The following is a 13,342-nucleotide window of genomic DNA, read 5'->3' as shown; positions in this document are numbered from 1 at the left end:
ACCAGAGCCGGATTGGCGATGGTTTCTGCAAAAAGAACCTTTGTGTTCGGTTTAAATGCGGCAGCAATCTCTTCTTCTGTTGCATCGGTATCAACAAAGGTGCAGTCAATGCCAAGCTTCTTGAAGGTGACGGCAAGAAGGTTGAAGGTTCCTCCGTAAATGGTAGAAGCGGCAACAACGTGATCGCCTGCCTCACAGATATTAAATACTGCGTAGAAGTTGGCTGCCTGTCCGGAAGAAGTTAGGATCGCAGCAACACCGCCTTCCAGATCTGCGATCTTTGCAGCTACGGCATCGTTGGTCGGGTTCTGGAGACGGGTGTAAAAATATCCGTCTGCCTTCAGATCAAATAACTGGCCCATTTCGTCAGTGGTGTCATATTTGTAAGTAGTGCTTTGATAGATAGGAAGTGCACAGGGCTCGCCCTTGGATGGGGTATAGCCGGAGTGGATACATTTAGTTTCTAAATTATAGTCGCTCATAGGGATAAGTCCTTTCTGCTGTGTTTTTCGTATGAATTTAACCGAATCAGGGAAGTTTGCCTGCGTTTCAGGGATTTCTGAGGGAAGCTTTGATCCTTACAGTTCGGTTAAATAAAGTATGAAAAATGCATTTGTGTATTTTAAATAAAACTACATACAAGTATAACTCTTTATGTGTTGAAATACAATAATATTCTACATAAACTCTACTAGGGTATAAGGGAAATGAAATATTGCGTTCTGGTGCACATAATAAAACGCTATATGATCAACGTTTATAATAAGCATAGTAAGTCATTTTATAGATGCGAAAATGTGAGTGAATGCCGAAAAAATACTGTAAAACAAACAAAATATGTGAATGAAGTAACAAATAGTGAAAATCGCATAAAAACAAAATGGAAATTTTGTACAAAAAAGACATTGCGTTCACGTGCACAAAATGATAATATAACATCATCAAAAAGAACACAAAAACAGAAAACAATAAAAAATGAACGGAGGAATTTAAAATGTTAAGAGTAGGAGTTATCGGATGCGGCGGAATGGGAAGAGATCATATCAGAAGACTGACAGAGAAGATTCAGGGAGCAGAAGTAGTAGCTGTTTCCGATGTATTTGAGGAAAGTGCCAGGAAAGCAGCCGAGATCTGCGGAGCAAAAGTCTATGCAGACAGTAAGGAGCTCATCAATGCAGAGAACGTAGATGCAGTATTTATCGTATCTCCGGGCTTTGCACATGTAGATTCTCTTCTTCAGGCAATCGAGGCCGGCAAGAGGATTTTCTGTGAGAAACCATTATGTACAACTGCTGAGGACTGCCTGAAAGTAGTAAAGGCAGAGGAGGCAGCCGGCAAACATCTCATCCAGCTTGGATTTATGAGACGCTATGACAAGGGATATCAGCAGATCAAGGAAGCACTTGCAACCGGAGAATACGGCGAGCCGCTGATCCTTCACTGTACACACAGAAATCCGGAGGTAGGTACCAATTACAATACACCAATGGCTGTGCACGATACCGCAATCCATGAGATCGATGTCCTTCACTGGCTTGTAGATGATGAGTATGAATCAGCACAGGTAGTAATGCCAAAAGTGACGAAATATTCCCACTCTGAGCTGAAGGATCCGCAGATCATGATGCTCCGTACTAAAAAAGGTGTATGCATTGATGTAGAAGTATTTGTAAACTGCAAGTTTGGATATGACATCAACTGTGAAGTTGTATGTGAGGACGGTGCACTGAAAATGGCACAGCCGGCTTATCCGTCTATCCGCAAGAATGCGGCAGTGTCCACTGCTATTGACACAGACTGCTTCGTAAGATTTAAAGACGCTTATGATAAAGAGGTTCAGGACTGGGTTGATAACGCAGAGGCAGGAGTGATCACAGGACCGAATGCATGGGATGGATACCTGGCAGCGATCACAGCAGATGCTCTTGTAAAAGCGCAGGAAACCGGACAGATCGAGAAGATCGTTTCAGCAGTTGAGAAGCCGGAATTTTATAAATAAATATATTTTATGAGCTCCACCTCATCAAGTGTGAGTTATCATACCAACTTATTGCTACAGACTTCCCCAATGAGTCTGCGGCGGCAGTTACCGGCAGGATCCGATTCCGCTTCGGCTTTGTTGAAACTGCAGTGGAAAACCTGCCGGTGAGATTAACCGGAAAAATTGGCTGAAAAGTAAAAACATATGGAGGGTATTGAAGATGAAATTAGGATTTAATGAAGCAACTGCACTGGAATGCAAAGGACAGTCTCTTATGGCAGACCTGGAGATGTGCGAGAAATATGGTTTTGATTATATTGAGATCCGCTTTGACTGCATAAAGGACTATCTCAAAGAGCATACACTGGAAGAACTTGCAGACTGGTTTAAGAATCATCATCTGAAACCATGGGCATACAACACTCTGATCTTCTTTAACCAGAGAGATGAGGCAGGGGAAAAAGAGATTGACGAAGAAGTTGATTTTATCCTGAAGGTTTCCAAAGCAATCGGAATGAAAATGCTGATCACCGTTCCAAGCTTTGATGTAAAAGACAAATCTGTCAGTGAGATCAAAGAAGAAGCAGTTGCACGTCTTCGTTATCTTTCCGATAAGGTTGGCGCGGATATGAAGATCTCCTTGGAGTTCTGTGGTGCACCGAACTGCTCCATCAACCAGTTTGGAACAGCCTATGATGTGGTAAAAGCAGTAGACAGAGATAATGTAGGCGTTACCGTGGATACCTTCCATTTCCATGAGATGTGCTCCCGCCTTGAGGACCTGAGAGCTGCTGATGGCAAGAAGATTTTTGCATACCATTTAAATGACTGTGAGGATCTTCCGCTTGGCTCCTGCGGAGACGACAAGAGACTGTGGCCGGGTGAGGGTGTTGTAGATCATGCAGGAATCGCAGCTGCACTGAAGGAGATTGGTTTTGATGGCGTTTGCACCATCGAAGAGTTCCGTCCGGAATACTATGCAATGAGCCATGAGGACAACGTGAAAAAGGCTGCGGAAGTTACCAGAGACTTTGTGCAGAAATATTTCGGATAATTCATTCAGAAAGGTCCGACCTTAAACCGATAGGAGGTAGATACTATGGCTGGTAAGGGAATCCCTGAATTGTTGAATTACAAGCAGAAGGGGAAAGACTTGAATGAATTCATCAAGGTTCCGTTGTCGGAAAAGCTGGCATACTGTTTTGGTGATCCGGCACTGACCTTGATGTATACCATGACTACAACTCTGCTGATCTATTTTTATACCAACGTTGTTGGAATATCAGCAGGTGCGGTAGGAATGATCATGCTTTTGTCCCGTGTTTTTGATGGATTTTCCGATGTGCTGATGGGAACTATTATCGACCGGACTCATTCCAAGTATGGAAAAGCCAGGATCTGGATCTTAAGACTTGCGGTTCCTTATGCGCTGGCAGCGGTGCTTTTGTTCACCATGCCGCCAATGGGAAATATGGGAAAGATCATCTATGCTTTTGTTACCTATAATATCATGAATACGGTTGTATACACTGCTATCAGCCAGCCATTCCATGCACTGGGATCTCTGATGAGCCGTGACCGTCGTGAACGTGATGTGATCTGTAACATCCGCATGGTATTGTCGATCACAGCAAGTATGATCATTACTGCGTTCACACTGCCGCTGATCAACATCGTAGCGAATATTACCGGCAATCAGCAGATGGCCTGGATCCTGGTAACTGCCGGCTATGCGATCATTTCTGTCGGTGTACTTGTGAATACTTATATGGTCTGTACAGAGCGTGTTTCTGCAGCAAAACAGGAAAAGGAAGATATTCCTTTTGTGGAAGCATTTAAAGCAACCGTTACCAACCGGTATTTCCTTATCGCTCTGGGGCTGATGATCTTTTATACCGCATATCAGATCATTATCGGAACGGACCTTACCTATTACTGCCAGTATGTACTCGGAAATGTAGACCTCGTCATGCCTCTTTCCGCAGCTGAGAAACTGGCAACTGTGGCAGGAATTGCCCTTCTGCCGAAGGCGCTTCCCCGCTATGGAAAAAGAAATCTCATCTGTGCCGGCTGTATCCTGGGCGTTGCAGGACAGCTTCTGTTTCTGATGAATATTACCAGTGTTTCGCTTGGTGTTGTAACCTGTATCATGAGAGGTATCGGAATCGCCCCATTCTATGGTGTGCAGTATTCTCTTCCAAGCGATGCTATTGAGTATGGCCAGTGGAAAACAGGCAAGCGTGTGGAGGGTCTGATGTTCTCATCTATGAGCATGGGTCAGAAAGCCGGTTCCGGACTGACTTCTGCTATTATGGGAGGAATTCTTTCGGCGGCATACTTTGACGGAACAAAGGCGACAGCGGCAGAGCAGTCTGCAGAGGCAATCCGCGTGATCAAGGGATTTTATCTGTATGTTCCGATAGCAATCTGGGTAGTGATGTTTGTGATCGCAGCATGCTACCAGCTGGACAAAGTTTATGACAAAATGATGCGTGAACTGATCCAGCGAGAATCGGGAGAGGAAAGCGGTTCTGTGCCGGGCGAGATTCAGTCCATGCCGTTACCGGAAGCTTCCGGAAACCGGATCAACGTGGCAATTGGAAGACTGTATGGCAGCAGTGGAAGAAAGATCGCCGAGGATGTTGCAAAAGCACTGGACTGCAAGGTTTATGATCGCCAGATCATCTGTCTTATGGCAGAAAAGTTCGGTATGGAAAAAGCAGATCTGGAAAGTGTAAGGCAGTATCTGGATTCCTACAATTATGAGGATTCTGAGCTTACATTTTCCCCGTATGGACATTCATCGGCAGGTGCGGCAGCAGATTATACAGGTGTTCAGATGTTTGAGGTGCAGAGCCGGATCATCCGTGAGCTTTCTGAGAGAAGACCAGGTGTATTCTTGGGAAGATGTGCTAACTATGTGCTTCGTGGAGAGCCGCATACATACAGCTTTTTCGTTTATGCAGATGATGCTTACCGGGAAAAAGAGGGCCAGGAATATTATAAAGGCCAGTCTCTTGGAGAACTGAAGAAACGTGATCAGATCCGAAATGAATATTATGAGAAGTTTACCGGAATCCGCAGAGACGATCCCCATTATTACGATATGGTGATCAATGTATCCAAAACAGGTGTAGCCGGAGCGGCCAGCCTGATCCTGGATTATATCCGGAATAAAGAAGAGGAAAAAGGAGGGAATGCATCATGAAGATCGCATTTGACGTAGATGTTCTTGCAAAACAGATGGATATCAACCGTATAGTCCATCAGGTGGCGGACTGGGGATATAAATATATTGAACAGTCTCCGCATCCGAGGATCAATCCGTTCTATAAGCATCCGTTGTTTTCAAAAGAATGTGAACAGGAATACAGACAGGCTCTTAAAGAGACTGGCGTTGAGATTTCGTCCTTTATCGTGGTGTATCGCTGGTCTGGTCCGACGGAGGAACAGAGACAGTTTGCAGTTGCAAACTGGAAACGGATGATCCAGATCGCCGGAGATATGGGAGTGAAGGTTATCAATACAGAGCTTTCGGGTGATCCGAACCAGCAGGAGATCTGCAATGGAATGTGGTTTAGATCCATGGAGGAATTGCTTCCGCTGATCGAGCGTGAGGGTATCCGTGTGGAGATCCAGTCTCATCCTTATGATTTCTGTGAGCTGAATAATGAGACCTGTGATATGGTGAAATCCTTCCGTTCTCCAAATCTTGGTTATGTGTATTCTTCTCCTCACGGCTTCTTCTACGATGAGGGCAAAGGAGATGTGCGGTCCATGCTGAAATATGCGGGAGATGAACTGACCCATGTACTTTTTGCGGATACCTTTAACCAGACCATGGACTGCAGATACATTTTAAATCCGCCGTGGCTGAATGGCCGTGGAAAAGCGGATGTGACGGTGCATCAGCATCTTGCAATGGGTGAGGGTGATGTGGATTTTGATGGTATTTTTGAAACATTGAGAGAAATGGATTTTGCCAGCAAGCAGCTGAAACCGGATGCACCGAAAGCTGGCGGCGATAACATTGCCTGCGTTTCCATGTTTGGTTTTCCGGAAAAGATGGATAAGCAGGCACCGGAAGCAAGAGAGCGGATTGAGAGAGAACTGCTGGGGAAATGATCGGGTGATTGCGGCAGATCAGAAAGAAAACTGTAATAAATGAGCAGCTGACAGTACGCAGAACGGTGAATAAGACTGATAAAATAATGAATGTGTGCAGAAACACGGTTTCCAGGATGAAAGTTTCATTGTGGAAACCGTGTTTTTTGATGTCTTTCTTTATAAAAAAAACTTTACATATATCAAACAACTGTCTTGTCACATGTAAAGGACTGTGGTATTATGTGTAAGATGTTTTGAAAAAAGTTACATGATAATAAAAAAAGCAGATCAGAAGCATCTGCATAATAAAGACTAGTACAGCGAAAATTAAGTTTCTGCTATATTGACGCAGCAGATGAAGAAATCAGACAAGTCAATATGGCGGTTACTTAATATTCGCTGTACTAGAAAGCAAAAGCAGGAACTCAAAAAAGAAATCCTGCAGGAAAGGTGAAAGATAATGACAGTTGCAGAAGAAATCCAGAAATTAAAAAAAGAAAAAGATGCCATCATCCTTGCACACTACTACGTGCGTCCTGAAGTGCAGGATGTAGCTGACTATATAGGAGATTCCTTTTATCTCAGCAAGATCGCAGCCAGCGCGAAAGAGAAGATGATCGTGTTCTGTGGAGTAGGATTTATGGGAGAGAGCGCCAAGATCTTAAGTCCGGATAAAACTGTTCTGATGCCTGCCATGGATGCAGACTGTCCGATGGCTCATATGGCAACAGAAGAAGGCATCCGCAAGGTGCGAGAGGAATATGACGATGTGGCAGTTGTCTGTTACATTAATTCCACAGCAGCATTGAAGGAGCTTTCTGATGTATGTGTTACTTCCGCAAATGCAGTAAAGATCGTAAAAGCGCTTCCGAACAAAAACATCTTTTTTATCCCGGACAGAAATCTTGCACATTTTATTGCAGAACAGGTTCCTGAGAAGAACTTTATTTATAACGAAGGTTTCTGTATTGTCCATGAATTTATGGATCCGGAAGAAGTAAAAGCAGCAAAAGAAGCGCACCCGGATGCACTGGTTCTGGCACATCCGGAATGTCCTCAGACAGTTCTGAAACAGGCTGATTACATCGGAAGCACATCCGGAATCATTAAATATGCACAGGAAAGTGACAATAAAGAGTTTATCATCTGCACAGAATGTGGCGTTCAGTACAAGCTGGAAACTACCTGCCCGGATAAAAAATTCTACTTCACAGAAACCGTACCGGTCTGCAAAAACATGAAAAAAGTATTTCTGGAAAAAGTTCTCCACGTTCTGAAAACAGGGGAGAATGAGGTTCATGTAACAGACGAGACACGTGAAAACGCGAAGAGACCGCTGGAGCGGATGCTGGAACTGGCAAAATAAATAAAACACATTTGTATAAAAGATTTGTCTGAGTTGGCTGAAAAGAGAAATCAAGACAGAGAGGCGAAAAGCAATGAGAATTAAAACAGACGTAGTGATCGTGGGAACAGGTGTTGCGGGTATGTTCAGTGCCTTAAAGCTTCCGCGGGACAAAAAGATCGTGATCATTACAAAAGAGGATATGAGGAGTAGTGATTCTTTCCTGGCGCAGGGGGGAATCTGTGTGCTTCGTGATGAAAACGATTACGACAGCTATTTTGAAGATACCATGAAGGCGGGACATTACGAAAACAGAAAAGAGTCGGTAGACATTATGATCCGAGGCTCCAGAGACATCATTAATGACCTTGTCGGATATGGTGTGGATTTCAAGATGGATGGAGATGATTTTGCCTATACAAGAGAAGGTGCACATTCCAGACCGAGGATCCTTTATCATGAGGATATCACAGGAAAAGAAATTTCCGAAAAACTGCTCCAGCAGGTTCTGAAGCTTGAAAATGTAACAATTCTGGAATATACTACCATGCAGGATATTCTTGTGGAAAATGGCAAATGTACAGGTCTGAAGGCAGTTTCCGCAGAAGCGAACAGGGCACGTCTTGAAGCTATGGAAGCCGGAAAAGCAGTGAAAACCCAGGAAGAGATCCAGCCGGGCGGAGAGATCCAGGTAGAGATTTATGCACAGGATACGATCCTGGCCAGCGGCGGGATCGGAGGAAGATATGCGCATTCCACCAACTATCCGCATCTTACAGGGGATGCTCTTGATATTGCAAAAAAACACAATGTGCGTCTGGAACATCTGGATTATGTGCAGATCCATCCGACAACGCTGTATTCCAAGAAACCGGGCCGCAGATTCCTGATCTCAGAATCGGTTCGAGGAGAAGGTGCAGTGCTTTATAACAGCAAAAAAGAGCGTTTTGTCAATGAACTTCTTCCAAGAGATATAGTAACAAATGCGATCCGGGAAGAAATGAAAAAAGAAGGAACAGACCATGTATGGCTTTCCATGGAAAATATTGATAAAGATACGATCCTGAATCATTTTCCGAATATTTATCAGAGATGCCTGGAAGAAGGCTATGATGTGACAAAAGAATGCATCCCTGTTGTTCCTGCTCAGCATTATTTCATGGGCGGTATCTGGGTGGATTCTGACAGCAAGACCAGCATGGACCAGCTTTATGCAGTGGGAGAAACCAGCTGCAACGGTGTACATGGCGCGAACAGACTGGCAAGTAATTCCCTGCTGGAGAGCCTTGTATTTGCAAAACGTGCAGCCAAAGCAATCTCAGCAGAAAAGAAAAGTGCTGCAGGTGCTGCGTGAATGCAGCCGGAATATAAATATCCGTATTATGAAAGACAGGAGCAGCCTTGCTTTGGAGAACAGGGCTGCTGTGATAATTAAGAAAGAGAAGGGATTGTAAAATGAATAAGATCACAATGACACTTCAGGTAGATCACCTGATCCTGGAGGCTTTAAAGGAAGATATTTCAAGCGAAGACGTTACCACAAACTCTGTTATGAAAGAAGCAGTTCCGGGAGAGGTAGATCTGATCTGTAAAGAGGATGGAATCATTGCGGGACTGGAAATCTTCAGCCGTGTATTTACGCTTCTGGATGTTGACACAAAAGTGGAGCTGTTCTGCAAGGACGGCGATGAAGTAAAAAAAGGTCAGAAAATGGGAAAAGTTACAGGAGATATCCGGGTGCTTCTTTCCGGCGAGCGTGTGGCACTGAATTATCTTCAGAGAATGAGCGGGATCGCAACCTATACACATTCGGTTGCGTCACTTCTTGAGGGAACAGGGATCACATTGCTGGATACCAGAAAAACAACGCCGAATATGCGTATTTTTGAGAAATATGCTGTTCGTGTAGGCGGCGGACAGAACCACAGATATAATCTTTCAGATGGAGTTCTTTTGAAAGACAATCACATCGGAGCAGCAGGAAGCGTTGCGAATGCTGTAAAAATGGCGCAGGAGTACGCTCCTTTTGTCCGCAAGATCGAAGTTGAGGTAGAAACTCTTGATCAGGTAAAAGAGGCTGTTGAGGCCGGCGCAGATATCATCATGCTTGATAATATGACTCCGGAGATGATGAAAGAGGCGGTGCAGCTGATCGATGGAAGAGCAAAAACTGAATGTTCCGGAAATGTTACAAAAGAAAACATTGCAAAGATCAGGGATGTTGGTGTAGACTATGTATCAAGTGGTGCATTAACGCATTCTGCACCGATCCTTGATATTTCGCTTAAGAATCTTCATCCGCTTTCCTGAAAAATGCAGGATTTTACAGAATACCGAGTGCTGTGACAGGAAATATCCGGAATATCAGAAAAAAAGAAGCGAGAATTGTCGGAAGCAGAGGCATAACAGGTAATATCTGAACCGGGTGGGAGATATCGCGAGAATGAAGGGGACAGATATCGGAATAAAAAGTACAGGTACAGCCAGGAAAGGGGAACTTAAATGACTGGTTCAGAACGCAGGACAGCGATCATGGATCAAATTAAAAACAGTGAACGGCCGGTCTCAGGAAGTGCTCTGGCCAGAACATTTCAGGTCAGCAGACAGGTGATCGTGCAGGATATTGCGCTGATACGCGCGGAGGGGAATGATGTGATCTCCACCAACAGAGGATATATTTTTACTGCTCCCCATACTGTGAGCCGGATATTCAAGGTGCATCATACAGATGCGGATCTGGAGAACGAGCTCTGCGGGATTGTGGATCTTGGCGGAAAAGTGATCAACGTAATGGTGAATCACAGAGTTTACGGACATATCGAGGCAGAACTGAATATCAGCTCCAGACACCAGGTTGAGAATTTTATGGAGGATATCCGAAGCGGCAAGTCCAGTCCTCTGAAGAATATCACATCGGATTATCATTATCATAAAGTAGAAGCAGAATCCGAGGAAATCCTGGATATGATCCAGGATATGCTGAAACGGCGAGGATTTCTGATCGAAGCAGAATAGCAGAAGTCAGATATAAAAAGAAAAGATATACAGAATGAGAAAATTCTGTTAATATGAAAATATAGTGATCACGAAAATAGGAGAAGGAATCCTGCATGGCAGGGTTCCTTCTTGCACCCTGCGGAAATGTGCACCTTGTGGAAATGTACAGACAGGGAAAACAGGATGCAGATATGAGGGTGAGAAAAAATACGGCTTGATATGCATGGAGGGGGAAATGGATTATCAGAGTATGTTTACATTTATGCTGGAGATGGCAGGAACTATTGCGTTTGCTGCTTCCGGAGCTATGGTGGGGGCGCAGAGAGGAATGGATATTTTCGGGGTCTGCGTTCTTGGAGTGGTGACTGCAGTGGGCGGAGGAGCTACCAGGGATATTATCCTGGGAATCGTGCCGCCGGGGATGTTTCAGGATCCGCTGTATACCATTGTGGCAACCGTGACGTCCTGTATTGTTTTTGCAGTGATGTACTGGAAGCAGGAGCTTTTGGAAGGCGGGAACCGGCTGGTCTATGATAAGGTGATGCTGGTGATGGATACGGTTGGCCTTGGTGTGTTTACTGTCATGGGGGTTGATAAGGGGATTTCCCAGGGGTATATGGAAAGAACATTTTTTCTTGTATTTCTTGGAACTGTCACAGGAGTTGGAGGCGGCCTTATCCGTGATATGATGGCAGGAGTACCGCCATATATTTTTGTGCGCCATATTTATGCCTGTGCGTCTATTGTAGGGGCCATTGCCTGTGTTTGGATATACAGGCTGTGGGGCGGAGTGCCGGCCATGGTGATCGGAACGGTAGTAGTGATCCTGATCCGGTACCTGGCGGCACATTACCGGTGGAATCTGCCGAGACTGAGAAGAGAATAAAAAAAGATATGAAAAGCTCCGGAACATTTAAGGAATAATGTTCCGGAGCTTTTTGGCTTTTATTTGGTTTATATTGCGTAGAAGATTTTATCTGTTCCTCTCATAAGAGAATCATGCGTCTGTATCCTGCAGAGCCAGGAAGCCTTCCTCGCCGGTACGGATCTTGACAACGTTTTCGATATCGTAAACGAAGACTTTACCATCACCGATCTGACCGGTATGAAGAACTTCTTTGGCAGTATCAATAACCTTCTGAACCGGTACAAGACTTACAACGATCTCGATCTTAACCTTCGGACGGAGGTTCATGTCAACCTCAACACCACGATAGTAGGTTGGAGCACCCTTCTGAACACCACATCCCATAACGTTTGTGATAGTGATACCGGTTACGCCGATCTCGTTCATAGCCTGCATAAACTCATCCAGCTTGTTCTGACGTGTGATGATAACAACCTTTGTCAGTTTATGTACGCCGTCTGCAGGAATCTCAGGAACAGATTCAGCAGGAGCAGAAGGAGCATGTTTTACAACAGGGGCTTTTACGGAAGTTCCCATTGGAGTCGGAGCCTTTGTCATAGTATCCTGTACAAAGAATCCATCGTATGCACTTGCGAGGCCATGCTCTTTCATATCCAGACCTGCGATCTCTTCCTCAGCGGAAACACGAAGTCCGATAGTGTGTTTGATCACCTGGAAGATAATTGTCATAGTAACAGCAACCCATGCGATCGTGATAGCCATACCAATAAACTGAACACCGAAGCCATGGAAACCACCGCCTGTGAGAAGACCTTTCCATCCGGTACCTGCACCGTCGGAGAAAAGACCTACAGCAAGAGTTCCGAAAGCACCGTTAAGACCGTGAACGCCAACAGCACCAACCGGGTCATCAATTTTGAGAACTTTATCAATAAATTCAATACCAAATACTACAATGAATCCGGAGAGGATTCCGATAATAGCTGCAGATGTAGGAGATACGGTATCGCAGCCTGCGGTGATGGCTACCAGTCCTGCAAGAGAACCGTTCAGGGACATGGAAACATCTGGCTTTTTGTAGCGGATCCATGTGATCAGCATGACTGTTACAGTAGCGACAGCAGCGGCAAGGTTTGTTGTTACGAAGATTTTTCCGGCGCTTACAATGGCGTCGCCTTCCATGCTGACAGTAGATGCACCGTTGAAACCGAACCAGCAGAACCAGAGGATGAATACACCAAGCGCACCAACAGTAAGGTTATGTCCCGGGATCGCTCTGGATTTACCGGATTTGGAATATTTTCCGATACGAGGTCCGAGGATGATGGCACCGATGAGTGCAGCAACACCACCAACCATATGAACAGCACAGGAACCTGCAAAATCATGAAATCCCATCTGGCTGATAAATCCGCCGCCCCAGATCCAGTGACCGGATACCGGATATACAACGAGACTGATCAGCAAACTGTAGATACAGTAGGAGATGAATTTAGTACGCTCTGCCATGGCACCGGATACGATGGTAGCAGAAGTAGCACAGAATACAGTCTGGAAGATGAGAAATGCCCAGAAAGGAACTCCATCCGGAAGCATTGCGTTTCCGTAGTTTGCCTCTGAGGCGATTCCGCCAATCTTGCCGAAGAAACCGTTTCCTGCACCGAACATGATGCCAAATCCAACCAGCCAGAAGACCGGTGTACCGATACAGAAGTCCATCAGGTTTTTCATGATGATATTTCCTGCGTTTTTTGCTCTTGTGAATCCTGTTTCGACCATTGCAAATCCAGCCTGCATGAAGAAGACCAGTGCTGCACCGACGAGGACCCAAGTTGTGTTTACTGAAGAATACATAGTAACACTCCCTTTCCCAATTTTTTTCTTTCTTATTATGTATAGAAAGAATTTTTGTAATACCGGACAGAAAAAAACAGATAGAATTTATCCAGTATCAGTATAACGAAAAAGCGCAGGAGAGAGGAAATTCTCTTCCGCGCCTTTACGAAATCAAAATTAGTATATGTAAAACAGGGGATATCTGTAT

Annotated in this window: 11 protein-coding genes; 9 read left to right on the top strand and 2 right to left on the bottom strand. The window is 44.7% G+C overall.

Annotation, left to right across the window (positions count from 1 at the left end; translation table 11 throughout):
• Positions 1-482: PLP-dependent transferase (locus ABCM67_RS02760; RefSeq protein ID WP_342992470.1), on the bottom strand; the 482-nt coding region annotated here is incomplete at its 3' end.
• A 512-nt stretch (positions 483-994) separates the two neighbouring features.
• On the opposite strand from ABCM67_RS02760, the gene ABCM67_RS02755 reads away from it, so the two are divergent.
• From ABCM67_RS02755 to ABCM67_RS02715, 9 genes are all read left to right on the top strand, one after another.
• Positions 995-1,999: a Gfo/Idh/MocA family oxidoreductase gene (locus ABCM67_RS02755; RefSeq protein WP_015525730.1), complete on the top strand. Its 1,005-nt coding sequence runs from the start codon at positions 995-997 to the stop codon at positions 1,997-1,999.
• A gap of 202 nt (positions 2,000-2,201) precedes the next feature.
• On the top strand, positions 2,202-3,035 hold the full coding sequence (locus tag ABCM67_RS02750) for a sugar phosphate isomerase/epimerase family protein (protein ID WP_147603621.1): 834 nt from the start codon (positions 2,202-2,204) through the stop codon (positions 3,033-3,035).
• 45 nt (positions 3,036-3,080) lie between these two features.
• Positions 3,081-5,189, top strand: a complete 2,109-nt coding sequence (locus tag ABCM67_RS02745; RefSeq protein WP_147603622.1) for a cytidylate kinase family protein — start codon at positions 3,081-3,083, stop codon at positions 5,187-5,189.
• Positions 5,186-6,106, top strand: coding sequence for a sugar phosphate isomerase/epimerase (locus ABCM67_RS02740; RefSeq protein ID WP_147603623.1), 921 nt, complete (start codon positions 5,186-5,188; stop codon positions 6,104-6,106). Before ABCM67_RS02745 ends, ABCM67_RS02740 begins: the two co-directional genes overlap by 4 nt.
• 442 nt (positions 6,107-6,548) lie before the next feature.
• Complete coding sequence (gene nadA / locus ABCM67_RS02735; protein ID WP_147603624.1) at positions 6,549-7,454, top strand: quinolinate synthase NadA; 906 nt, start codon at positions 6,549-6,551, stop codon at positions 7,452-7,454.
• A gap of 73 nt (positions 7,455-7,527) precedes the next feature.
• Positions 7,528-8,787 carry an FAD-binding protein gene (locus ABCM67_RS02730; protein WP_147603625.1) on the top strand — a complete coding sequence of 420 codons (1,260 nt, stop codon included), beginning with the start codon at positions 7,528-7,530 and terminating at the stop codon, positions 8,785-8,787.
• Positions 8,788-8,888: 101 nt separating this feature from the next.
• Positions 8,889-9,743 carry a carboxylating nicotinate-nucleotide diphosphorylase gene (nadC, locus tag ABCM67_RS02725; protein WP_147603626.1) on the top strand — a complete coding sequence of 285 codons (855 nt, stop codon included), beginning with the start codon at positions 8,889-8,891 and terminating at the stop codon, positions 9,741-9,743.
• Positions 9,744-9,935: 192 nt separating this feature from the next.
• Positions 9,936-10,448 (top strand): transcription repressor NadR, encoded by a 513-nt coding sequence (locus ABCM67_RS02720; RefSeq protein ID WP_147603627.1) that lies wholly within the window; start codon positions 9,936-9,938, stop codon positions 10,446-10,448.
• 217 nt (positions 10,449-10,665) lie between these two features.
• Positions 10,666-11,316 (top strand): trimeric intracellular cation channel family protein, encoded by a 651-nt coding sequence (locus ABCM67_RS02715; RefSeq protein ID WP_022426741.1) that lies wholly within the window; start codon positions 10,666-10,668, stop codon positions 11,314-11,316.
• 111 nt (positions 11,317-11,427) lie between these two features.
• Here ABCM67_RS02715 and ABCM67_RS02710 read toward each other — a convergent pair whose 3' ends face one another.
• Complete coding sequence (locus ABCM67_RS02710; protein ID WP_138276358.1) at positions 11,428-13,152, bottom strand: ammonium transporter; 1,725 nt, start codon at positions 13,150-13,152, stop codon at positions 11,428-11,430.
• Positions 13,153-13,342: the final 190 nt, after the last annotated feature.

It is taken from the genome of Blautia sp. 2227st1_G12_2227SCRN_220401, from assembly GCF_039062885.1.
GTDB lineage: Bacteria > Bacillota > Clostridia > Lachnospirales > Lachnospiraceae > Blautia_A > Blautia_A fusiformis.
This window is presented reverse-complemented; position numbering and strand designations above follow the sequence as displayed.

Coding starts and splice junctions, on each gene's coding strand:
- ABCM67_RS02720 (WP_147603627.1), top strand. CDS start 9,936: ATGACTGGTTCAGAACGCAGGACAGCGATCATGGATCAAATTAAAAAC.
- ABCM67_RS02740 (WP_147603623.1), top strand. CDS start 5,186: ATGAAGATCGCATTTGACGTAGATGTTCTTGCAAAACAGATGGATATC.
- ABCM67_RS02745 (WP_147603622.1), top strand. CDS start 3,081: ATGGCTGGTAAGGGAATCCCTGAATTGTTGAATTACAAGCAGAAGGGG.
- ABCM67_RS02715 (WP_022426741.1), top strand. CDS start 10,666: ATGGATTATCAGAGTATGTTTACATTTATGCTGGAGATGGCAGGAACT.
- ABCM67_RS02755 (WP_015525730.1), top strand. CDS start 995: ATGTTAAGAGTAGGAGTTATCGGATGCGGCGGAATGGGAAGAGATCAT.
- ABCM67_RS02710 (WP_138276358.1), bottom strand. CDS start 13,152: ATGTATTCTTCAGTAAACACAACTTGGGTCCTCGTCGGTGCAGCACTG.
- ABCM67_RS02730 (WP_147603625.1), top strand. CDS start 7,528: ATGAGAATTAAAACAGACGTAGTGATCGTGGGAACAGGTGTTGCGGGT.
- nadC (WP_147603626.1), top strand. CDS start 8,889: ATGAATAAGATCACAATGACACTTCAGGTAGATCACCTGATCCTGGAG.
- ABCM67_RS02750 (WP_147603621.1), top strand. CDS start 2,202: ATGAAATTAGGATTTAATGAAGCAACTGCACTGGAATGCAAAGGACAG.
- nadA (WP_147603624.1), top strand. CDS start 6,549: ATGACAGTTGCAGAAGAAATCCAGAAATTAAAAAAAGAAAAAGATGCC.